The sequence below is a fragment of the Pseudomonas sp. R1-7 genome (assembly GCF_051132105.1).
Taxonomy (GTDB): domain Bacteria; phylum Pseudomonadota; class Gammaproteobacteria; order Pseudomonadales; family Pseudomonadaceae; genus Aquipseudomonas.
The window spans coordinates 5,244,507-5,267,642 of the sequence record NZ_CP071661.1 but is presented as its reverse complement, the minus strand read 5'-3'; the positions used below and the strand labels follow the sequence as shown (position 1 = coordinate 5,267,642).

The 23,136-nt window shown below is 62.9% G+C and carries 19 protein-coding genes; 14 read left to right on the top strand and 5 right to left on the bottom strand.

The annotated features are described in order from the left end of the window. Positions 1-4: 4 nt before the first annotated feature. From J3P79_RS23695 to J3P79_RS23680, 4 genes are all read left to right on the top strand, one after another. Positions 5-763, top strand: coding sequence for a substrate-binding periplasmic protein (locus J3P79_RS23695; RefSeq protein ID WP_434606060.1), 759 nt, complete (start codon positions 5-7; stop codon positions 761-763). Positions 764-872: 109 nt separating this feature from the next. After that, positions 873-1,490 (top strand): GTP cyclohydrolase II, encoded by a 618-nt coding sequence (gene ribA / locus J3P79_RS23690; protein ID WP_030140454.1) that lies wholly within the window; start codon positions 873-875, stop codon positions 1,488-1,490. Further along, entirely contained in the window at positions 1,487-1,906 is a 420-nt protein-coding gene (locus J3P79_RS23685; RefSeq protein WP_434606057.1) for an MFS transporter, read from the top strand. The genes ribA and J3P79_RS23685 overlap by 4 nt, the downstream gene beginning before the upstream one ends. Then, a complete protein-coding gene (locus J3P79_RS23680; RefSeq protein WP_434606055.1) occupies positions 1,906-2,691 on the top strand; it encodes a cobalamin-binding protein in 786 nt (261 codons plus the stop codon). Before J3P79_RS23685 ends, J3P79_RS23680 begins: the two co-directional genes overlap by 1 nt. 38 nt (positions 2,692-2,729) lie before the next feature. Here J3P79_RS23680 and J3P79_RS23675 read toward each other — a convergent pair whose 3' ends face one another. The 5 genes from J3P79_RS23675 to J3P79_RS23655 form a co-directional block, all read right to left on the bottom strand. Further along, positions 2,730-4,610, bottom strand: coding sequence for a TonB-dependent receptor domain-containing protein (locus tag J3P79_RS23675; protein ID WP_434606053.1), 1,881 nt, complete (start codon positions 4,608-4,610; stop codon positions 2,730-2,732). A 145-nt stretch (positions 4,611-4,755) separates the two neighbouring features. Further along, the gene (gene dxs / locus J3P79_RS23670; RefSeq protein WP_434606052.1) at positions 4,756-6,654 is read right to left on the bottom strand and encodes a 1-deoxy-D-xylulose-5-phosphate synthase; all 1,899 of its coding nucleotides are present in this window, start codon (positions 6,652-6,654) and stop codon (positions 4,756-4,758) included. Between the two features lie 112 nt (positions 6,655-6,766). Continuing rightward, positions 6,767-7,654, bottom strand: coding sequence for a (2E,6E)-farnesyl diphosphate synthase (ispA, locus tag J3P79_RS23665; RefSeq protein WP_434606050.1), 888 nt, complete (start codon positions 7,652-7,654; stop codon positions 6,767-6,769). Further along, positions 7,651-7,893, bottom strand: a complete 243-nt coding sequence (locus J3P79_RS23660) for an exodeoxyribonuclease VII small subunit (protein WP_039594256.1) — start codon at positions 7,891-7,893, stop codon at positions 7,651-7,653. Before J3P79_RS23660 ends, ispA begins: the two co-directional genes overlap by 4 nt. Positions 7,894-8,038: 145 nt before the next feature. Next, a complete protein-coding gene (locus J3P79_RS23655) occupies positions 8,039-9,175 on the bottom strand; it encodes a Fic family protein (RefSeq protein WP_434606048.1) in 1,137 nt (378 codons plus the stop codon). Between the two features lie 269 nt (positions 9,176-9,444). Between J3P79_RS23655 and J3P79_RS23650 the strand changes: the two genes are divergently transcribed. The 10 genes from J3P79_RS23650 to J3P79_RS23605 all read left to right on the top strand — a co-directional run bounded on the left by J3P79_RS23650 (position 9,445) and on the right by J3P79_RS23605 (position 23,134). Then, positions 9,445-10,233 (top strand): YfaP family protein, encoded by a 789-nt coding sequence (locus J3P79_RS23650; RefSeq protein ID WP_434606045.1) that lies wholly within the window; start codon positions 9,445-9,447, stop codon positions 10,231-10,233. A 36-nt stretch (positions 10,234-10,269) separates the two neighbouring features. Then, positions 10,270-11,979 (top strand): DUF2138 domain-containing protein, encoded by a 1,710-nt coding sequence (locus tag J3P79_RS23645; protein ID WP_434606043.1) that lies wholly within the window; start codon positions 10,270-10,272, stop codon positions 11,977-11,979. A gap of 5 nt (positions 11,980-11,984) precedes the next feature. Then, positions 11,985-12,623 (top strand): DUF1175 domain-containing protein, encoded by a 639-nt coding sequence (locus J3P79_RS23640; protein ID WP_434611595.1) that lies wholly within the window; start codon positions 11,985-11,987, stop codon positions 12,621-12,623. Continuing rightward, on the top strand, positions 12,620-17,188 hold the full coding sequence (locus J3P79_RS23635; RefSeq protein ID WP_434611593.1) for an alpha-2-macroglobulin family protein: 4,569 nt from the start codon (positions 12,620-12,622) through the stop codon (positions 17,186-17,188). Before J3P79_RS23640 ends, J3P79_RS23635 begins: the two co-directional genes overlap by 4 nt. A 1-nt stretch (position 17,189) precedes the next feature. Then, the gene (locus J3P79_RS23630; RefSeq protein ID WP_434606041.1) at positions 17,190-18,809 is read left to right on the top strand and encodes a DUF2300 domain-containing protein; all 1,620 of its coding nucleotides are present in this window, start codon (positions 17,190-17,192) and stop codon (positions 18,807-18,809) included. 3 nt (positions 18,810-18,812) lie between these two features. Then, positions 18,813-19,655 carry a YfaP family protein gene (locus tag J3P79_RS23625; protein ID WP_434606038.1) on the top strand — a complete coding sequence of 281 codons (843 nt, stop codon included), beginning with the start codon at positions 18,813-18,815 and terminating at the stop codon, positions 19,653-19,655. 219 nt (positions 19,656-19,874) lie between these two features. After that, the gene (locus tag J3P79_RS23620; protein WP_198796680.1) at positions 19,875-20,456 is read left to right on the top strand and encodes a YjfI family protein; all 582 of its coding nucleotides are present in this window, start codon (positions 19,875-19,877) and stop codon (positions 20,454-20,456) included. Positions 20,457-20,478: 22 nt separating this feature from the next. Continuing rightward, entirely contained in the window at positions 20,479-21,177 is a 699-nt protein-coding gene (locus tag J3P79_RS23615) for a PspA/IM30 family protein (protein WP_434606036.1), read from the top strand. Between the two features lie 273 nt (positions 21,178-21,450). Continuing rightward, positions 21,451-22,485, top strand: a complete 1,035-nt coding sequence (locus tag J3P79_RS23610; protein ID WP_434606035.1) for an ion channel — start codon at positions 21,451-21,453, stop codon at positions 22,483-22,485. Further along, entirely contained in the window at positions 22,472-23,134 is a 663-nt protein-coding gene (locus tag J3P79_RS23605; RefSeq protein ID WP_434606033.1) for a DUF2491 family protein, read from the top strand. The genes J3P79_RS23610 and J3P79_RS23605 overlap by 14 nt, the downstream gene beginning before the upstream one ends. Positions 23,135-23,136 lie beyond the last annotated feature (2 nt).

The following is a 23,136-nucleotide window of genomic DNA, read 5'->3' as shown; positions in this document are numbered from 1 at the left end:
AGGCATGGGCGTAAGCCGCGCATTATTGCTATTGCTGTGTATCGGAGCGTTGTTCGGCGTTCGTATGGCCGAGTCCGCGCCGCTGCCCGGCAAGATTCGCGCCGCCAGTGAAGAATGGGCCGATTACACCCAGGCCGACGGGCAAGGCATGGCGTGGGACATACTGCGTGAAGTGTTCGAGCCCGAGGGCGTCAAGCTGGAAACGCGTAGCGTGCCCTATACCCGTTCGATCGGGTTGGTGCAGCGTGGTGAAGTCGACGCCCAGGTGGGCGCCTATCGCGATGAATCCGAAGGCGTGCTTTATCCTCATTGGCACTACGACGTCGATCACATCTATGCCTTGGGGCTCGCCTCCAAGCCCTCGCCGACGCTGGCGACAGTCGGTAACTATCGGCTCGTGTGGATGCGCGGGTACGAGTACAACCACTACCTGCCCAACATACGGCGTTTCAATGAGATTCATCGGTCCGTAGGTATCCTGCCGATGCTCGATCATGATCGTGCCGATTTTTATATCGATGCGTTGATGGAGATCCAGGATGTGCTCGCCAAGGCCAGCGATCCCCAGCAATACAAGCTCTCGCCGCTGATCAATCTGCCGTTGTTCCTGGGTTTTGCCAACAACGAGAACGGACGTGCGTTGCGTGCGTTGTTCGACCGACGCATGGAAGTGCTGGTGAAGAGCGGCCAGTTGAAGCCGATCTTCGAGCGGTGGAAACAACCCTATCCCTTTGACGAGAGCGGCAAGCCACCGAAGCCGTGATCAAACTTTTCGATGCTAATAGGCAGTAATTCAGCCTGAGCGCCCGTCGGATCGTGCTGTTACAATGCCCGCCTCTGCGAATCTCCAGTACTAGATCAGGAGCACACCGGTGCCTGTCGTTTTTGTTGCCGCTTCCAAGCTGCCAACGCCCTTTGCGCAATTCACCATGCATGGTTTTCTCGATGAAGCCACCGGCCGCGAGCACGTCGTGCTGAGCCTGGGTGATTTCGCCGATGGCGCTCCGGTACTCGGTCGCCTGCACTCCGAATGCCTGACGGGCGATGCCTTGTTCAGCCAGCGCTGCGATTGCGGCTCGCAACTTGAAGCCGCGTTGCAAGCCATTGCCCGGGAAGGTCGCGGCGTGCTGCTTTACCTGCGCCAGGAAGGGCGTGGCATTGGGCTGTTGAACAAGATCCGCGCCTACGAATTGCAAGACGGCGGTGCCGACACCGTGGAAGCCAACGAACGTCTCGGATTCGCCGCCGACTTGCGCGACTACAGCATCTGCCTGCCGATGCTGGAGCACCTGGGTATCAAGTCCTTGCGGCTGATGACCAACAACCCGCGCAAGGTCAAGGCGCTGACTGACATGGGCATCGTGGTGGCGGAGCGCGTGCCGCTTCATACCGGTCACAATCCCCACAACAAGCTCTACCTGGCAACCAAGGCCAGCAAACTCGACCACATGATGGGCAACGAGCATCAGGGCGAGGTCGACCGGGCGTGACGCGCGGCCAAGTCCGGCGGCGGCTGGCCGTCAGTTGGTGGCAGTACCTGGCGCTGGCCTTGCTGCCGCTGTTCGTGATCAACGCGGTGTTTGGCCAGGGCGAGGCAATCCTGCCGATGCTGGCGATGCCGTTGTTTATCGCCGGCGTGGCGTCGATGTTTGTCAGCCTGCGGTTTTTCGGCGGCTATAAAAACGCCCTGATTGCCACGCAAAAATCCCTCGATACACCTGAAGAGCCGGAGGCCTGGATTACCTTGGCGGCGCGACGCCGCGCAGCCTTCCTGGTAGCCGGCCTGCCGGCCTGGATTGGTACGTTGGCGGTGTTCGTCGGCCTCGAGGCGGTGCCGCTGATGCTGTTGGCACTGTCCACCGCTGTGCTGTTCTATCTGTATCGCATTCCGCGTCAGCTCGGTTGATGCGTCTTTGGCTGGCGGTCCTGCTGCTGGCCGCCAGCGCCTCGACGGTGGCCGCTTCCCGCGTCGTCAGCCTGGCGCCCTCGCTCTCTGAAATCGTCGTCGAGCTGGACTCCGCTGACTTGCTGGTGGGCGTGTTGGATGGCGGTGAGCGTCCGCCTGTCCTCAAAGACCTGCCTTCCGTTGGCCGTTACGGCCAACTGGATATCGAGCGCCTGCTGAGCCTGAAACCCGATCTGCTCCTGCTCTGGCCCGGCAGTGTTGGACCGGCCCAGCGTGAGCAGCTCAAGGGGCTCGGCATCCCGATCTACGTCGCCGAACCTCGCGGCCTCGATCAGCTCATCACGCAAATTCAAGACATCGGCACCCAACTCGGCCGCCCGGAGCGGGGCGTGCAACGCGCGGCGCAGTTGCGCCTGCGCCTTGAGGCACTGCGCCAACGCTATCGAAGGGAGACGCCAGTGCCGGTGTTCTATCAGGTCTGGGATCGGCCGCTGTATACCGTCGGCGGCAGGCAGATCATCAGTGACGCCTTGGCGGTATGCGGCGCGCGCAACGTGTTTGCTGACCTGGGCGTTCCGGCGCCGCAGGTGAGCGTGGAATCGGTGTTACAGCGTCAACCGCAGATGATCCTGGCCACGGATCAGGCACAGCTCGACGCCTGGAAAGCCTGGCCGGTGGCGCAGGGGCGACTTTTGCTGGTCGATGACAAAGGGCTGGAGCGGCCGAGCGGGCAGATGATCGAGGCGACGGCCCGGTTGTGTGGGTTGATTGCACCGGACAGGTAAAACCGCGGTGCTTCCTTCGCGAGCACTACAGTCCCGGATCAGAGGGAAGGCGTCCAAGTCACCCCAAACAACCAGGCCCGACCCTCTTCCCGATACCCATACTGGCCACCGTCATGGCTATACAGCGCCCGGCTATAGCCCTTGTCCAGCAGGTTATCCACCTTCATCTCCAGCTTCACTTCCCGGCTTAGCGCCCAGCTGCCACGCAATCCGAGCAAGGCATAGCCGCCCAACGCATTGCGGTTGTTCTCATCGTCATAGCTGCTGCTCACCGCTTGCCAGGTGGCACCGAGGCCCAGGCGATCGAATTGTCGGTCCAGGTCCAGGCTCAACGTGCGGCGGGCGCGGCGGGCCAGGGTGTGGCCGCTGTCGCGGTCGCGTGGGTCGATGATGGCCAGGCCCAGGTTGCCCTGCCAGCCGAACAATTGCTGCCGCAGGGCCGCTTCAAAACCGTCGATCCGCGCCGACGCGACGTTCTGCGGGCGGGAATTGCTGCCGAAAATGATCGCGTCTTCCAGGTCCGTGCGGTAGAGGGACGCCTCCAGGCGGGCGCTGTCGCTCAGTTGGCTGCGCCATTGCAGTTCGTAGCTCTTGGCCGTTTCGGGTTTCAGGCCCGGGTTGCTGTAGTCCGGGTAGTACAGGTCGTTGAACGTGGGCGCGCGGAAGCTTTCGCTGTAGGTCAGCAACACATCGTTGTCCGGGTTGACCGGCAGGGTCAGGGTGCCGCTCCAACTGTTCTGGCCACCGAACTGCTGGTTCTGGTCGCGGCGCAGGCCCAGCTCTGTCGAAAAGGTATCGGCCTGGAAACGATGCTGGACAAACGCCGCTCGGTTCCAGCGGCTGTCTTCGTCGAAGGGGGTGCTGCTGTTGACCCGATCCTGATACCAGTCGCCGCCCAGGATCAGGCTGTTGCGCTCGTCGAGCGTCACATCGTTCTGCCAGGTCACCGAATCACGGTAAGTGTTGAAGACTTCGCGAGCTTCACTGAGCTTGTCGAAGGTCTTCTCGCGGTTCTCGCTGTGGCTCAGTTCGAGGCGGGACCTCCAGGCGTCGTTGACCCGACCATCCACATAACTGCTGAAGCTGCTGACGGCGAATTCGCTATAGGGTTGCTGGGACAAGGATTCGAAGGTGTTGGGGTCGAAGCGGCCGAACGGGTTGTCGTATTCACTTTTGCCGCGGTTATCCAGCAGGTTTAGGCCGACTTCCAGATCGTCGCTGGCGGCGTGGCTCAAGCTCAGGCTGAAGGACTGGTTGCGGTTGGCGTCGTCGTCTCGGTCGCTGGCGTAGGACTCATGGGTCCGGTTGGTGCCCTCGGTTTCGTCCAGGCTGGCGCCCAGGTTGAAACGGGTGTGCTCGTCGCCTCCGGACAAGCCCACGCTGCGCTCCCAGGCCTGGTGGCTGCCAACGCCCAGGTGCAGGCGCGGTTGCAGACCCTGATCATTGCCGCGTCGGGTAAAAATCTGGATCACACCGCCCACCGCATCGGCGCCGTAGATCACCGAGCGCGAACCGCGCAGCACCTCCACGCGTTCGATCTGGTTGATGTTCAGGCGTTGCAGGTTGCTGTCGCCGGAGGTGGCGTTGCCGATGCGCTGGCCGTCCACCAGCACCAGGCTCTGGGCCGATTTGGTGCCGCGGATGTAGATCCCCGGCAGGCTGCCACGCCCTCCCAGCGGTGCCACTTGCACGCCCGGCACGCGGCTGAGCAGGTCGGTGACACTGGCCGGTTGCAGGCGGTCGATGTCGTCGCGGGTGAAGATTGTATTGGCGGCGCTGCTGTCGTTGCGAGCCTCGACCTGGCGGTTGGCGCTGATCAGGATGTCGGGCAGCTTCAGGGCCTGGTCGCGTTCGAAGGTGTCGGCCAACAGGTCGGGGGTGGGGAGTAGGGATAGAGTGAGGACGAGGCGGAGTTTCATGGGGTTCCAATCATGCTTGATTCACACAAAACCAATGTGGGAGCGAGCTTGCTCGCGATAGCGGTATGTCAGCCAATGGGTTAACTGACTGATCTTCCGCTATCGCGAGCAAGCTCGCTCCCACAGGGGCTTGTGTGGGCTGAACTTACAGGCCCAACAGATGCAACCGCTGACGCACCGCCGCTTCTATCCCCACTTCGTCCAGCCCGCATTCAGCCAGCATTTGCGCAGGCTTGGCGTGTTCGACGTAGATATCCGGCAGCCCAAGGTGCAGCACTGACTTGAGGATGTTCTCCCGCGCCAGGAATTCGCTGACCGCAGCGCCGGCGCCGCCCATGATGGCGTTTTCTTCGACGGTCACCAGCAGTTCGTGGCTGCTGGCGATCTCGCGCACCAGGGCTTCGTCCAGGGGTTTGACGAAGCGCATGTCGACCACGGTGGCATCAAGCTTCTCGGCGACTTTCAGCGCTTCGGCCAGTTGCACGCCGAACACCAGCAAGGCGGTTTGCTTGCCTTGTCGGCGGACCACGCCCTTGCCGATCTCGATGGGTTCGAGTCCAGCCTCGATCGTCGCGTTCGGGCCGGTGCCGCGCGGATAGCGCACCGCCGCCGGGCCATCGAACAGGTGGCCGGTGGTGAGCATCTTGCGCAGCTCGTTTTCATCGCTTGGCGTCATCACCAGCATGCCGGGAATGCAACGCAGGTAGGACAAATCGAAGCTGCCAGCGTGGGTCGGGCCATCTTCGCCCACCAGCCCGGCACGGTCGATGGCGAACAGCACATCGAGGTTCTGCACCGCCACGTCATGGACAAGCTGGTCATAGGCGCGCTGCAGGAACGTCGAATAGATCGCCACCACGGGCTTGGCGCCTTCGCAGGCCATGCCGGCCGCAAGGGTCACGGCATGTTGTTCGGCAATCGCCACGTCGAAATAGCGCTGCGGATAGCGTTCACTGAACGCCACCAGGTCCGAGCCTTCCTTCATCGCCGGGGTGATGCCCACGAGGCGCGGGTCGGCGGCGGCCATATCGCACAGCCATTGGCCGAACACGCCGGAATACTTCGGTCCGCCGGCCTTTTTCGGCGCGGCGGCCGGGGCGTCCAGGGGTTCGAGCTTGGTGATGGCGTGGTAGCCGATCGGGTCGACTTCCGCCGGGGCGAAGCCTTTGCCCTTCTTCGTGACCACATGCAGGAACTGCGGGCCCTTGAGGTCGCGCATGTTGCGCAGGGTGGCGATCAGCGTGGGCAGGTCATGGCCGTCGATAGGGCCGATGTAGTTCCAACCCAGTTCTTCGAACAGCGTGCCGGGGACCAGCATGCCCTTGGCATATTCTTCGGTACGGCGGGCGATTTCCCAGGCGCCGGGCAGGCGTGACAGGACCTTCTTGCTGCCTTCGCGCATGCTGGCGTAGGTGCGACTGGAGAGGATCTTCGCCAGGTAGTTGGACAGCCCGCCGACGTTGCGCGAGATCGACATGTCGTTGTCGTTGAGGATCACCAGCATGTTGGCATCGACTTCCGGCGCGTGATTGAGCGCCTCGAAGGCCATGCCAGCGGTCAGTGCGCCGTCGCCGATCACGGCAATCGCCTTGCGCTCGCTGTCTTGCAGGCGGGCGGCAATCGCCATGCCCAGCGCGGCGCTGATGGAGGTGCTGGAGTGGCCGACGCCAAAGGTGTCGTATTCGCTCTCGGAACGACGCGGGAAGGCAGCGATGCCGTCCTTCTGGCGCAACGTGCCCATGCGGTCGCGACGACCGGTGAGGATTTTATGCGGATACGCCTGGTGGCCGACGTCCCACACCAGCCGGTCGTCCGGGGTGTCGAACACATAATGCAGCGCGATGGTCAGCTCGATGACGCCCAGGCCCGCGCCGAAATGCCCACCGGTCTGGCCGACCGTGTAGAGCAGTTCCAGGCGCAACTCATCGGCCAGGGTCTCCAGCTCGGCTTCACCCAGGCGACGCAGGCCGTCCGGCGTGTTGGCGCGGTCCAGCAGGGGCGTGGCCGGGCGTGTGCGGGGAATCTCTTGGAACGTCGTGGGCATCAGGCGAATCGTTATAGGTATAAAAGAGGCGGCAGTTTACCTTATGCATCGCAAGCTGCCCACGCGTCGGCCGGAAGTTGGCCGATACGCACTTAAATGGGTTGACCGTGTATCAGCTGCGTCGTTCGACGATGTACCGCGCCAGGTCGCGCAACGGCTCGGCTGCCGCGTCAAACGGTCGCAGCGCGTCCAGCGCCTGGTCGCGCAATTCCAAGGCGTAGGCCTTGGCGGCGTCAAGACCCAGCAGGGCCGGATAGGTCGGCTTGTCGCGGGCGATGTCGGCGCCCTGGCGCTTGCCCAGGGTCTGGGTATCGCTTTCGACGTCGAGGATGTCGTCCTGCACCTGGAATGCCAGGCCGATGGCCCGGGCGTAGGTCTGCAAGGCTTGGAGTTGTGCGGGCGTGGCCCGGCCGCTGGCGAGGGCGCCGAGCCGGACGCTGGCTTCGATCAAGGCGCCCGTCTTGTGCCGGTGCATGTATTCCAGTGCATCCTGATCAAGCTTCAACCCCACCGAGCCGAGGTCGATGGCCTGGCCGCCGACCATTCCGGCGGGGCCTGCCGCCAATGCCAGGGCGTTGACCATGTCCAGGCGAACCTGCGCCGGGCAATCGCTCAGGGTCGGGTCCAGCAGGGCGCTGAAGGCCAGGCTCTGCAAGCCGTCGCCGGCCAGGATGGCGCAGGCTTCGTCGAATTTCTTGTGGGTCGTTGGCTGGCCGCGACGCAGGTCGTCGTCATCCATGGCCGGCAGATCGTCATGCACCAAAGAGTAAGCATGGATCAGCTCGACCGCGCAGGCTGCGCCGTTGGCCTGTTCGGCCTCGCCGCCCAAGGCTTCGCACGCGGCATAGGCCAGCAGCGGGCGCACGCGTTTGCCGCCGTTCATCACGCTGTAGCGCATGGCTTCGTACAGGCGCGCCAGTTCCGGGCTCGGGGCGCTGAACAAAGTCTCCAGGGCAGCATTGACCCGGGCCTGGCTGCTGGCCTGATACGCGCCGATCATTCAGGCTGTTCCGCATCGAAAGGCTCTTCGGTCAGCTCGCCGTCGCGTTCGAGCAACAACTGCACCTTCTGTTCGGCCTGGGCCAGCGCTGCCTGGCAATCGCGAGTCAAGCCGATACCTTGCTCGAAAGCGGTCAGCGAGTCTTCCAGCGACAATTCGCCGTTCTCCAGGCGCTCAACCAGCGTTTGCAGGTCGGCCAGAGATTGTTCGAAATCCATTGCAGCTTTTTTGCGGGCCATGGCGGCTATTCCGGTTGACTGTTAAACCGGCGCGACACTAGCAGACATGGGGTTTTCGGGCAAATCAAGGGCGCCAGGCTGCACCCGTATCGGCAGGGATGATAAACCTGTGGCGAGGGGATAAATCTCCTCGCCACAAATGATCTCAGTCAGCGGGATAGCTGATCTGGTAACGGGTACTGCGTCCCCCGCCGGGCATCCTCTGAAGACAACCTTTTTCCAGCAGTTCCGCCAGGTGTCGCGTCGCCGTCGCCTTTGAGACCTTGGCCACGGCCTGGTATTGAGCGGCACTGATCCCCTGTTCGAACCCTTTTTCACCTCCATCGAGTAGCCGGTTAAGCACTTTGGTCTGTTCAGGGGTGAGCGCTGAGGCGCGATGGGCCTGCCAGAACCGTGTCTTGCCCAGCACGCTTTCGATTTGCGCCATCGCTGTGTGCAGGCTGCGCAACAGCGTTTGCAGAAACCAAGTCAGCCAGGCGGTGATATCCAGCGTGGCCTTCTGGCTGTGTTCAAGAATTCGGTAATAACCGGCGCGGTCATCCAGGATGCTTACGGACATGGCGTAGAAGCGGATCGCCTGGGCCTCGCCCTGAGCCAATGCCAGGTCGGTCAGGGTGCGGGTCAGGCGACCATTGCCATCGTCGAATGGGTGCAGGGTGACAAACCAGAAATGAGTGAGGCCGGCTCGCAGCAACGGGTCGAGGTCGACCTGATGACGGCTCGCCTCGAACCAGTCGACAACCCGCTGCAACTGCTCTTCAAGACCCTGGCGCGGAGGGGCCTCGAAGTGAACGGTAGGTCGGTCCAGCCTGCCCGAGACCACTTGCATCGGTTCATCGCCGCGTAGCGTGCCGACGCGGACCTGCCGATGAACCAGACCGCTGGTTTGATCAGGAAACAGCCACTCGTGCCAATCCAGCAGGCGCTCGACGGTCAGCGGCTGGTTGAAATGCCGGGTTGCGTCCAGCAACAGGTTCGCCAAGCCCTCGCTGCGTGGGCTGGCGGGATTATCGTCGACGGGCTCCAGACCCAGTCGGCGGGCCAGGGACGAGCGCACCGAGCCGACATTCAGTTGTTCTCCTTCGATGGCCGAGGAGGTCACGATGTTTTGCAGCAAGGCATTCAGTTCGTTCTGGGCGCTGAGCGAAGCCGTGACCGCGCCCGTCATTCCGAGCAATTGACCTTGGGCCTGCACACATTCTCGCAGCAGCGGTGCCAATGCTTCAGCTTGCCAGTGGAAGTCGGGCCAGTCGGGCCGTTGCCAGATCCAATGAGTTGCCATAAGCCAGTCCAGAGATGAATGAGCCGAATAATAGCGTTATTCGGCTCATTTTGTGAGCCGAATAATTCCTCTATTCGGCTCACGCCCCCCTCAGTCCGTGATTTCCCACACAGAATCGCGCGTTCCACGATTGTGAAAAATCCGTCAAATGGCTACTCTTCGCGCCATCTTCGGCCCCTTGTAACGGGGCCTTCAGACGAAACCCGAATAATGACAAACAGCGCCCCGGGAAGGGTGTCGGGTTGCGTCGTGCATGGCAGGAGGCATACGTGCGTTTTCTTTCTTTACTGATCGTGCTGCTCGGCGCGCCGCAGGCGTGGGCCGGGCCTTCCGCTGAAATGTCGGAGCCGGTCGGCGGCTGGCGTTACCACGGCTTGCTCGATCGCACGGAAAACCCTCAGGTCGCCTACCCGACGCCGCCCATCGATCGCGGCATCCAGCGCAACCGCACCATGATCGAAGGCCGGCTCAAGGCCATGGGCACGGCGCGCCAGCCCCACAGCCTGGCGGTCAACGGCAACCCGCTGAATCTCTACACCGATGACGAGGGGCGTTTCGCCCGGCCGTATGCATTTGGCGCCGGGTCCAACAGCGTCGAGGTGCGCAGCTCCGAAGGCCAATCCCTCAAGCGCGTGCAATTCTACGAAGCCAACAACCTGCGCACCCCGGCTCAGATCCGCGTGGTGCTGGGCTGGGACGACCCCAAGGCCGAACTCGACCTGCATATCGTCACACCCGACGGCCAACATGCCTTTTTCGGCCAGCCTGCCCTGAGTAACGGCGGTGGCCTCGACCCGGACGGCGTCGATGGTCCCGGCCCCGAGATGTTCACCATGACCGCGCCGATGCATGGCACCTACCTGGTCTACGTGAACTATTGGGGCAACTACGGCAGCGGCGGCTACAACTTCGATGAAACCAGCAACCAGAACGAGGTGATCACCTCGCAGATCAACCTGGTGCTCAACGAAAACACCGTCAATGAAAAACGCGAGACCTTTGTCGTGCCCCTGCGCGCCATTGGCGATCTGCTGCTGGTCAAGACGTTCAACTATTAAGTACTCCGCTCCACGGATGAATAGGCCCTTGTGAATATGAGCGACAACACTGCTTCCCCGACCACGCCGACACCTGTCGCCAAACCTGCACGCCGCTGGCCGGTGATTCTGCTCGGGCTGTGCCTGGTGGCCGGCGCGGCCGGCGGGTTGGGCTGGTTCATGACCAAGCCCAAGGCGCCGCCCATGGCGCTGGCGTTGGAAAAACTCGGCGTGAGCCGTCCCGACGGCTTGATCGAGGCCCATTCCCTGAGCCAGTTGCCGAAGGATCTGTTGGCGGTGCCGTTCCTCAAGGCCACGCTCACCGAAGACTTCGTCTTCTATTACGAAGCCCACGCCGACCGCCTGGGTCTGATCGGCAGCCTGCGCCGGATCATCTACGAGCATGACCTCAAGCTGCAGGACAGCCTGATCGAGCAGCTTTTCGACCAGCCGGCGGACGTGGCGTTGTGGCGCGGGGCGGACGGTCGTCTCAAGGATTTTTTGCTGGTGATGGATCGCGGCGGATTGGCGAAGGTGCTGGAGCCGTTGGCCAAAGTCGCACTGGATGACACCCAGTTGAGCAAGCTGGGTGACTTGAAGGTGAGCGGCGATGAAGTTGCGCTCTACCAGCTCAGCTATAACGCCAGCAGATCCCTGGTCTTCGCCTCCCATGGCGACAAGCTGGTCGTGCTGTCCAACCCGACCAAGCTCTACGACCAAGGCCATGGTCCTACCGACGAACGTGGCATGGTTTCGACCCAAGCCCTGGAAGCACTGCTGGCCGGGGAAAAACTGTTTCCCGAAGCGTTCGGCCTGACGGCCAGGGCGCCAGAGGTCAAGCAACGCATATCGGTCAACGCCAGCGTGCTTGCCATGGGGTACCAGCGGTTCATCCCGAATTTCGCCGGCTTGCGCTTCGACATGGACGACAAGGGCTGGCACAGCTTCCTGGCCATGGACGAAGTGGAAAACCAGCCTGACTTCGACTTCAAGCCCATCTGGCAAGCCATGCCCATGGGCGCCAGCGCCTGCGTCGCGTTGCCCCTGGCCGCTGAACAGCAGAAACCGTTGCTGGTCAAACTGGGCGCCGAGGAAAAAGCCGCCCAGGCCATGGTCGATCATGTGGCGGGCGCGGCGGGCCTGTGCTGGTACGCTGAATCGCGGCTGTATACGCCGCTGTTGGTAGCGAGCCTGAACGAAGACGACGGCAAGCTCGACGCCGACCTGGGCAACCTGTTCGGTTCGATGGTCGGCGCCTATGAAAACAACGTTGCCGAACACGCCTTCCCGGTAGTGGAGAAGCAAGAAGGTTCGACGCACCAGTGGCAACGCCAGGTCAGCTCCAACTTCGGTCCGTATTCGGCCAAGGAAGCCGAGCAACCCGACGCGATCACTGGCAAGGCGTTCATGCGTGTCAGCCTGGCGCGCCACGGTTCGACCTTGCTGTTCTCCCTCGACGACAAGTTGGTGGACAAGGCCCTCGGCACCCTCGACAAACGTTTCCCGCCCATGGCCGACGTGGTGCCCAAGGACCTGCTGATGCCGGTCTACTTCGGCCCGGATTCCATGGCGCAATTGATGCAGCGCGAAACCCTCGACAGCCTGCCCCAGGACATGGAGCCGGTCTTCTACAACGCCGCGCAAACCTACCTGATCCCTAAGCTGCGCACTCTCGGCGGCTATGGCAAATACGCCCTGACGTTGCCGGAAGGCAGCGAGCCGGACGGCCACTGGCAGTGGTTGCCGCTGGAATGGAAAGCGCTGTGACAGGACTGATCCGCAACTGCGCGTATGGGGTGCTGGTGGCGCTGCTGCTCGGCGGGCCGGCGCTTGCCGTCGAGGCGCCGGCGCTGGATGCACAGCAATCCCAGGTCTTTCGTGCCTGGTTCGTGCGCATCGCCCAGGAACAACTGACCAAAGGCCCGAGCCCCCGCTGGTACCAGCAGGACTGTGCCGGGCTGGTGCGTTTCGCGGCCAACGAAGCGCTGAAGGTCCATGACGAAAAATGGCTGCGCAGCAATGGCCTGTCCAACCGCTACCTGCCGCCGGAGCTGCCGCTCAGCGATGGGCAACGGCGTCTCGCCCAGCAATGGCAGCAGGGCGGCGGCAAGGTCGGCCCCTATGTCAACGCGATCAAGCTGATCCAGTTCAACAGCCGCCTGGTGGGCCGGGATGTCACCCAGGCCCGCCCCGGCGACCTGATGTTCTTCGACCAGGGCGATGACCAGCACCTGATGATCTGGATGGGCCGCTACATCGCCTATCACACCGGCACCACCACCCCAACCGACAACGGCATGCGCTCCGCAAGCCTGCAACAACTCATGAACTGGAAGGACACCCGATGGATACCCGACGCAGCCAACCCCAACTTCATCGGCGTCTATCGACTCAACTTTCTCACCCAATGACCGGTGCCCGCATGCTGCGCTTGTGTTCGAAACTGCCCCTGCTGTTCGCTCTGTTGCTGGCGCCCCTGGTGAATGCCGAAGACACCGTGGAGCCCAGCGGCTACACGCCGGTGTCCGGTGAAAGCTTTTTCCTGTTGGCCGACAGCAGCTTCGCCAGCGACGAGCAGGCCATGGTCCGCCTTGAAGCGCCGGGTCGAGATTATCGCCGGTTCCGGATGGAGCCCTACGGCGGTGCCGATATCCGCGTCTATCGCATCGAAAAACCGCTGGAATTCCTCAAGCGCCAGAAGAACCTGCACCGCGTGGTCAGCGACGGCCAGTTCAAGGGCGAAGGCCTGTCGAACACCCTCGCGTACCTGTGGGACAACTGGTACCGCAAGTCCCGTCGGGTGATGCAGCGGGCGTTTTCCTACGAGTCGCGCCAGCAGGTCACCGAAGAAGTGCCGGAACTGAAGATCGGCAACGCACTGGTCGCGCCGACACCGTACGACGCACCCGCGCAGTTCGCCTTGATCCCGGGCTTGCCGGTGGTCAGCCAGTTCCGCTATCCGCTGTGGCAGGCCAAGCCGATCCAGCCGCCGGCCGGGGTTAACCTGGCCGGTTCGTCCAGTCAGTTTGTCAGCGTCGCGCCGGGCAACGTCTATGTGCCGCTGGGCCAGTTGAAGCCGGGTCTGTACCTGGTGGAAGCGCTGATCGGCAAATACCGCGCGACCACCATGGTGTTCGTCTCCAACACCGTGGCCGTGAGCAAGATTACCGGTGACGAATTGCTGGTCTGGGCCGCGCGCAAGCATGAAGGGCGTTCGGTGCCCAAGGTCAACGTGCTGTGGACCGACGGCCTGGGCGTGATGAGCAGCGGGGCCACCGATGAAGACGGCCTGCTGCGCCTCAAGCACGTCAGCCCGGAGCGTTCTTTCGTCATCGGTGAAGACGAGGAGGGCGGGGTATTCGTCTCCGAGAACTTCTATTACGACAGCGAAATCTACGACACCAAGCTCTATGCCTTCACCGACCGCCCGCTATATCGGCCGGGGGATTGGGTCTCGTTGAAAATCGTCGGTCGAGAATTCAAGAACGCCCGCGACTCGGTGCAACCGACCGCCGCCGACGTCAACGTCAGCGTGCTGGACGCAACCGGCACCGCGCTGCAAACCCTGGCCCTGAAGCTCGACTCCAAGGCCGGCACCCAAGGTCGTTTCCAGCTGCCGGAAAACGCCGTGGCCGGTGGCTATGAGCTGCGCCTTGGCTACAAGGACCAGCTCTACAGCAGCGCCTTCCGCGTGGCCGAATACATCAAGCCGCACTTCGAGATCGCCCTGAACCTGGCCAAGCAGGATTACCGCACCGGCGAGCCGGTCAAGGGCAACCTGGTGCTGCTCTACCCGGACGGCAAGCCAGTGGTGAATGCCACGGTGAGCCTGAGCCTGCGTGCCCAGCAATTGTCCATGGTGGATAACGAGCTGCAATACCTCGGGCAATTCCCGGTGGAGCTGACCAGCAGCGAAGTGACCACCGATGACAAGGGCAACGCCACGCTCGATCTGCCGGCCGCCGACAAGCCGAGCCGCTACACCCTCACCGTATTCGCCAGCGATGGTGCGGCGTACCGGGTCAAGACCACCAAGGAAATCCTCATCGACCGCGGCGCGGCCAATTTCCGCCTGGGCGCACCTCGGCGTTTCAGCGCAGCCGGTGAGAAAGTCGCGTTCAGCTACGCCAACGAAGGCGGCAACGAACAAAGCAAAGCCGTGACGCCGGGCAGCTATGCCTGGGTGCGCCTGGAAGACCAGACCACTGGCGAAGGCAAGCTCGCCGCCAAGGACAAGGGCTTCAGCCTGACCTTCGACCGCCCCGGCACGTATAACCTGACGCTCAAGGACGATCATGGCCGGGTCATCGGCGCGGCCAGCCACGCCGTGACGGGCGAAGGCATCAAGGCTGTTCCGGGAACGGTCGAAATCGTCCTCGATAAAACCGAATACAAGACCGGTGACGAAGCCTTGGCATTGATCACCTTCCCGGAACCGGTCAACGATGCACTGTTGTCCCTGGAGCGGGACAAGGTCGAGGCCACCGCGATGCTCTCCAAAGGCGCTGACTGGCTGAAGATGGAAAAGCTCAGCGATACGCAGTACCGCGCACGCATTGCCGTGAAAGATAACTTCGCACCGAACCTGACCTTCTCCGTGCTGTACACCAAGGGCGGCCAATACAGCTTCCAGAACGCGGGCATCAAGGTCGTTGCGCCGCAGATCGACGTAGCGATCACCACCGACAAAGCGACCTATCGTCCCGGCGACACGGTGACCGTCGACCTGGGCACCCAGTTCGCCGGCAAGGCGATACCGGCGCACCTGACGGTCAGCGTCGTCGATGAAATGGTCTACGCCCTGCAACCGGAAGTCGCGCCGACCATCGACCAGTTCTTCTACCACCCGCGCCGCAACAACGTGCGCACCAGCGCCAGCCTGTCTTTCATCAGCTACGACGTGGCGTTGCCAGGCAGCCCTGGCGCGCCGGGCAAGGCCAACCGCAGCGAGCGCGGGGTCAAGGTGCTGGAGCGGCCGCGTCGTGAAGACGTCGACACTGCCGCCTGGCAGCCGGAGCTGGTGACCGACGCCAACGGCAAGGCGCGCTTTACCTTCAAGATGCCGGACTCGCTGACCCGCTGGCGCATCACCGCAAAAGCGATCGCGGACGACGGCCAAGTGGGCCAGAAGAAGCAGTTCATCGCCTCGGAAAAGCCGCTGTACCTGAAGTGGAGCGGCCCGACCCGCTTCCGCGTTGGCGACAAGCCGCAACTGGGCCTGTTCGCTTTCAGCCAGTCCGAGAAACCGTTGAAAGCCGAGTTGCTGATCCGCTACGCCGGCGCTGAACAGCGTGTGGTGGCGGAGCTGAAAAACGGCATCAACTACGTGGCGTTGCCGGCGCTGGAACTGAGCAGCGGCGACTTGAGCGTCCAATTGCAATTGAACGGTGAAACCCAGGACAGCCTGGCCATGCACCTCAATGCCAGCGGCAACGGCTGGCAAGTCACCCAGAGCCAGCGCCTCGACGTGGCCAGCGGCGATACGCCGCTGAACCTGCCGGCGGACGCCAGCGATATCCGCCTGCGCCTGGATGACAGCCCGCAAGCGCTGTTCCGTTCGGCCCTGGATGAGCTGCTGAGTTATCCCTATGGCGGCGTCGAGCAGACCGCCAGCCGCCTGCTGCCGTTGAGCATCGCGTATCCGACCCTGGCGTCGAACCCGCAGATCCGCGACCGCTTGCGCTTGATCATGCAAAACAGCCGCTTGCGCCTGGTGCAAATGGCCGGGCCTTCGGCGAGTTTCACCTGGTGGGGCCAGGACGGTGAGCCGGACGCGTTCCTCACCGCCTACGCCTATTACGCCGACTGGCACGCCAGCAAGGCCCTGGACCTGAACCTGCCGCCGGAACATTGGCAGCGGGTGCTGGAGGTCTATGCCAAGCAGGCGGGCGATACACCACTGCTGCAGCGGGCATTGATCCTGTCGTTCGCCAAGCAGATGCAGTTGCCGGTGAATACCTTGCTCAGCGGGCTGATGGATGATCTGGCGAAAGCCAGTGAAGACAGCACCGAAAGCGTGCTGGACAGCGGTGAAGACAGCCTGGTCATGTACGCGCCGGACTCGGCCCTTGGCCTGGCCAGCGCGCGAGTGCTGACCGCGTCCCTCGCCAAGCAGGCGAAGGTGCCGTTGCCCGCAGCTTTCAGCCGTCAGGCCGACGCCGCGCAACAGCAACTGGAACTGAGCTCGCAGCCGTTCGTCGAGGCATTGCTGCTGTCGCTGCAGAGCTTCGATCAGGTCCGCGCCACGGCTCTGTTGGAGCGCGTGCTGCCGCAACAGTCCACCTTGGAGCGCGCCCTGGCCCTGACCTGGCTGCAACGCAGCATCGAACAGGCCGCGCCGGCCGTGGCCCTGGCGCCAGGCGAAGGCTGGGCCGCCAAGCAAGGTGCGACCGGTGAAACCTATTGGCAATGGCAGGGCGCGCAGCTTCCAACGCAGCTGACCCTGACCGGCGCCCAGGAGCGTCCGTTGCAAGCGGCACTGAGCTTCCAGAGCCAGCAAGCACCCGCGGCGCCGATGGCCGTGTCCATTACCCGTCGCCTGTCGCGCCTGGTACCGGGCGACGAGGCTTTCACCTTCAAGCTCGAAGCCGTGGGCAACAAGCCGTTGTCCAGCGACGCTCTCTATCTGGATGAGGTGATCATCAACAGCAAGGCTGCGACGCCGCTGCGCTACGGCATGCTCGAAGTACCGCTGCCGCCGGGCGCCGATGTGGAGCGCACCACGTGGGGCATCCAGTTGATGGGCAAGGCCGACAGCGAGCCGACGTCCCTGGAAAAGGCGCGCTTCGAGCCGGGCCAGATGGCTTACGCAGTGCCCGTGGACGCCCTCAGTGGCGAGCTGCGCCTGCGGCACTTGGTGCGCTTCTCCCAGAAGGGTCAGTTCACCTTGCCGCCGGTGCGTTTCACTCAGGTCTACGCGCCACAGAACCAGGCGCGCGAACAGAAACCGGCGCTGGGTCAAGTGACGGTCAACTGACATGCGCAGGCCTTGGGGCTGGTGGTTGTTGTGCTTGATTCCTGCGCTGGCGACAGCGCAGGAGGAGCCGTTGCGCCTGGCTTTCGATGGTCAATTGTTGCGCGTGAGCCAGACGCAGGTGCTGGATCGCCAGCCGTTGCCCGATTCCTTGCAGGCTCCGTTGGGCAGCCTGTGGAAGCTGTTTGTCTACGCCTGGCTGGTGGACACACACGCTCGTGAACCGGTCTATGAATGTCGCGGCGAGTCGAAAGAAGAAGTCTATTGCTGCAACGCCGGGCAGAGCATTGGCCGCGACCAGGCATTGGTGAAGTCCTGTGGTTTGTATTTCGAACCGCAGCGGCTCGGGCTGTCGGCCTCGAACTGGCGGGATTACTGGCAGGCGCGCCAGGCGCCGAAATGGTTGTCGGACCTGCCGACCTTGCAGCCGCAAACCCAGGTGCCGGTGGCCGACCTGCTCAAGGCGCTGGCGACGCTGCCGGCCCAGGAGCAGGCCCGACGGGTTTTGCTCGACGTGGTGCTTGGCGCGGCGGATGGCCGGTTGGTCGGCCAGTTGGGCAGTCGCCTGCGGGTCAAGACCTGGAGCTGGCTGGGTGATCAGGGGCCTTCGTCGCGCCAGGGAGGTTTTGCCGGTTGGCTGGCTGACGGCACGCCGGTGTGGGCCGGAGGGCGAGGCACCAGTCAGCAGGTCCTGAAGAAATATGGCGATGGCCTGGCCACGGCGTTGCCGTCCCGCTGGCCGGCGGAAATCGGACGTTGCGTGGAGGTCGACCTGTTTGCCCGCTATCCGTTGCAGCGGGTGATGTCCGGCGAGCACCCAGCCACGCCGGGGCAACTGCGCGGGGACTACCGCGTCGAATTCACCAACGGCAACCAACTGGACATCCACAGCGACGGCGAACTGTTCCTGTTGCCCGGCAAGCTGGTGGCGCGGTTGGACCGGGAGGAATACGTCGCCCGGGTCCTGCAACGCGAAGCCAAGGCCGAACCCGCCGAAGCGGCCAAGGCATTGGCGGTGGCAATTCGCACCTACCTGCTGCAGAACGCCCAGCGCAATGGTGATTGCCTGAGCATCGACGACAGCAGCCATCGCCAGCGCGTCGCGCCACGTCCGGCGGCGCCTGAAAACCGTGCCATCGCGGCGTGGACCAGCGACCTGGTCCTGGCTGGCACCGATGTCACCTACCACTCCGATCAACCCGGCCCGGACAAATTGTCCTGGGCCCATGCCGTGGAGCAAGCCAAGAGCGGCCAACGCTACGACGCGATCCTGCTGCATGCGTACCCGCGCGCAAGTCTCAGTCGTTGGGACAATCCCGTGGCGTCCTGCGAAGCATTGCCCGCCGCCCAGGATTGGCTGTTGAAGCAGCGACGTGGCTGGCGCCAACGCCTGGAAAGCGAAGTGGGCTACAACGAAATCAGTGCGTTCGCGGTGTGCCGCGTCGCCTTCGGCCGGCCGTATGTCGACCGCGAGCGCCAACGCATCTACGTGCGCGGCGTGCTGTCGCTGCAAGACCGCCTCGACCTGACCCATGAATACCTGCACCTGGCCTTTGAAGCTCACCCCAATGGCCAGGACGAAAACTATATCGAAGGGCTCGCCCGTCACCTCTTGCTGGAATAGACCATGACACTCCGTTATCCACAGGTCTTGCTGTTGCTTTGCGCCCTGACCGCGTTGCCATCCGCCGTGGCCGCCGACCCCATCAAGCTCGATACTCTCAAGCTGGAGACTCCTGTCGGCGGCTGGCGCAGCGGCGCGCCGGGGGGCGAGGGCGAACGCTTCAGCCAGACCGTCAACTACCCGGCCTCCTCGGTCAACACGCCCCAGGGGCAGGCCAATACCGCCCGCATCACCGGCCAGATCAAAGGCACGCCGAAAAGCAATGAGCCGGGCCAGCTCATCGTCAACGGCGTGAGCTTGCCATTGAAGCTCGACGAGGAAGGGCGCTTCGACCGGCCATTCTCGTTTCCCAATGGCAGCAACAGCGTTGAAGTACGCAGCGCCGACGGCCAGCAACGCCACCGCACGCAATTTCTCAACACCAGCGGCGGCGCCACCCCGGCCAAGTTACGGGTGTTGCTGACCTGGGACAGCGACGGCACCGACCTGGATCTGCATCTGGTCACCCCCGATGGCGCGCACATCTGGTACGGCGACCGCGCCGTCGCCAACGGCGCTGCCCTCGATGTCGACGTCACCACCGGCTACGGCCCGGAAATCGTTGCCATGCCGGCACCGATCAAAGGGCAGTACCTGGTGTATGTCAACTACTACGGCGGCGGGTACGGCAGTGAAGAAGACGGCGAAGAGGGCGGATCAGTGGCGCAGGCGCAACAAGCCCTGACCACGGCGAAAGTCACGGTCATCACCGAAGAGGGCACGCCCAGCGAGAAGATGGAAACCTTCGTGGTGCCGATGCGGGCGGTGGGCGAGCTGACGTTGGTCAAGAGTTTCAGCTATCCGTAAACAGGGGATCAGCATTTGTAACAAAAAGATCTCACGCGTGAGCTATTGTGAGGTCGAGAAGTTGCCTGTAGTGTTTCTCACGCGTGAGTTTTTCACAGTGGGGTCAGTGCCATGCCAACCAGCTCTCCATCAGATCCGCGTGACGGGTCTGAGACCGATTCAGCGAGCCGCACGGGAGAGCGCGCCAAACCCGCCGCGAAAAAGCCGTCGAGCTTCTACATGAAGCAGATGCGCGCGGGCCTGAGTGCCGCCGGGTATGTGAAACACGAGACTTGGGTGCTTCCTGAAAACCGAAGCCTGCTCAAGCAAATGGAGAAACAGCTACGCCAACCGATTCTGGCTGGCCCATTCATGTCGGAGGATTACATGAGCGCAGGTAACAACTGGAACATCGATCGCCTCTACAGCGCCCTTCAGGCGCTGGACGAAGTGGTCGCGAACGACATCACCCTCTCCCTCGTCCAAGGGGCCGAGTCCAGCATCAAGCTGGAAATGAATGACTTCGGTGGCTTGCCAATCTACATCGCCGTGGTCGGCGACCAGATCATCGTTGATACCGTGCTGGTGGACGTCGAGTCGATCAACGATGTCGCGGCATTCAACGATGCCGTATTGCGCAGTCGGGAAATGTTCCCGCTGTCGTCCATCGGCATCGAGTCCATGCCCAACGGACAGGTCGTCTACAACATGTTCGGCTCCCTGAGCGCAGGTTCCAGCCTGACCAACGTCGTCACCGAGGTCAAAACCCTCGTCGACAACGTCCAGCGCGCCAGCGAAGCCTTCGAACGCTTCTTCATCTAATTCGCCGAATAGGAACCATCCAATGACTCAGTCCATCTGGAGCAAGTTGTTCACCGCACTGCGTGGCGGTGCCAACGAAGTCGGCGAATCGATCGTCGACCAACAGGCCCTGCGCATCCTCGACCAGGAAATCCGCGACGCCGACACAGCGCTGGCCAATGCCAAGCGCGAGCTGGTCACCATCATGGCCAAGCACAAGCTGGCGACCGATCGCGTCGCTGAATACAACGCCAAGATCAAGGACCTGGAAGCCAAGGCCCTGGCCGCGATCCAGGCCAACCGCGAAGACCTGGCGCTGGAAGTGGCCGAAGCCATTTCGACTCTGACCAACGAATTGGACGCCGAGCAGAAGCACGCGACCGAATTCGGCGGTTACGCGGACAACATGCGCAAGGACATCACCAAGGCCGAAAGCCGCATCAAGAGCCTGCGCCAACAGGTGGACATGGCCAAGGCCCGGGAAAGCGTGCAGAAGGCGCAGGTCAGCGCCTCGATCGCCAGCGGCGGCGCCAATGGCAAGCTGGAAACCGCCGTTGGTACCCTCAACCGCCTGCAAGCCAAGCAGCAGCAACGTGCCGCTGAACTCCAGGCCCAGGACGAGCTGGCCGACGCTTCGACCGGCTCCGACCTGGAGCGCAAGCTGCGCGATGCCGGCATCACGCCGAACGAAGGCAGCGCCAATGCGATCCTGGAACGCTTGAAGAAAAAATCGGCTGAGTGATCGGTACACGTTGTCCTGAGTGAACCCGTGGCGAGGGAGCTTGCTCCCGCTGAGGCGCGAAGCGGCTCCAAAAACGGGGCCTGCTGCGCAGCCCAGCGGGAGCAAGCTCCCTCGCCACAATAGTGTTCGGCACGCCATGGATTTAATTGTGAGGCAGGTACTTTTATCCAAGCCCCGCAACAGGTTTAATGCTGTCCGGCCACTACGCTCGGGCACTCAAATGCCAGAGCGATTATCCCGCCAGGAACCAAGCCCCACGGAGTCAGGGACGAAATGTCGATTTTCCTTCTGTTGCGCACATACGCGTCGTCCTTCTTCCATCGCTTCGGTTGGGCAGGACTGGCCATTGCGTTGGGGGTGCACCTGTCCATCGCCTGGATCGGCCTGGTGCTGCTGGGCGAGCAGCACCTCATCACCGCCGCCACGTTTATCTACTTCTATCTCACCACCACGCTCACCGTCGGCTATGGCGATCTGTTGCCACAGACATCCGCCGGGCGAATCTTCGTGGCGACCTGGATCATGCTCGGGGGCATTGCCCTGTTGACGACGGTCATCGGTAAAACCACCAGCAGCGTCATCGATGTATGGAGAAAAGGCATGAAGGGCAAAGGCGATTTCACCGGCAAGGTCGGCCACACGGTGCTCATCGGCTGGGAGGGCGCCTCCAGCGAGCGAGTCATCGAATTGCTGCTACAGGACGAAACGTCCAATGACAACCTGATCGTCATCTGCGATTGCGATCTCGAAGAAAACCCCATGCCCGGCAAGGCCACGTACATCAAGGGCGACAGCCTGTCCTCCGTCGCGCTGCTGCAGCGTGCCGGCGTGCCTGGCGCCGAACGGGTGCTCGTGCGCACTCACTCCGACGACCTGACCCTGGCCACCGTGCTGGCGGTCAATCGACTGGGGCCTGTCGGGCATGTAGTCGCCCATTTCAATGACAGCGAAGTGGCCGCCCTCGCCAGCGCCTATGCGCCGAGCCTGGAATGCACCTCCAGCATGGCGATCGAGATGCTGGTGCGTGCCTCCCAGGATCCGGGCTCGTCAGTGGTCATCAATGAGTTGCTCTGTGTCGGCGAAGGTGCCACCCAGTACCTGATGAAATTGCCCGAGGCGTTTGAAGCGACTTTCGGCGACCTCTACACCCGGATGAAAGAACAGCACAACGCCACGCTGATCGGCTACCGCGCCCAGGGCGCGCGCCAGCCGTCGATCAACCCGCCCGGCGCCACCCGGGTGGTGGGCGGCGAACTCTTCTACATCGCCTCGGCGCGTCTCAAGGAAATTTCCCATGGGGTGGTTTAAGCAGTTGATGGGGCTCGAGGCCCCGAATGCGAACAGGACAGCCAGCAACAACGTGCCTGTCACCGGGCCGCTGGGCCTGGCCTCCGGCAAGCAAGTCATGTTCGACACCACGCTCAAGTTGCTGCTCGACGGCAACAGCAGCGTGGTCATCCCGGGCAACCAGCAGATCTGGAGCCTGGGCATCGTCGACCTCGGGCAGTCGAACTGGCTGTCGCGCTGCTACATGAACGACGAAGACTACTGGCTGCAAGTGCACACCAGCGGTGATGTTGCCGGGCAGGTCGAGTCGGTGATCCTGTTCAACTACCTCAGCTACGTCACGATCAACAGTGAAGCGGAGTTGCGTCGCCTCGCCGGCCCCGAAAGCCTGATCGGCCTGCCGACCTACACCCACGACGGCGTCGAGTACACCCGCGAATGGGGCACCGAGGCGGGCCAGACAGAACTGGTGGCGTTGAGCGAGCGCGTGAGCAATCCGGACGAGTCCTACAACGTCGAACACCGTTCGATGCTGTACGCCCGCGACACCGGCCTGACGGATCGCCGGGAGTTCCTGCTGTTCTCCGTCGAAGAAGACGCCGAGGGCAGCGTCAGCCTGAGCACTTCGCTGGGTATTTCCCTGTACACCACAGACCTGAACACTCTTTGAAT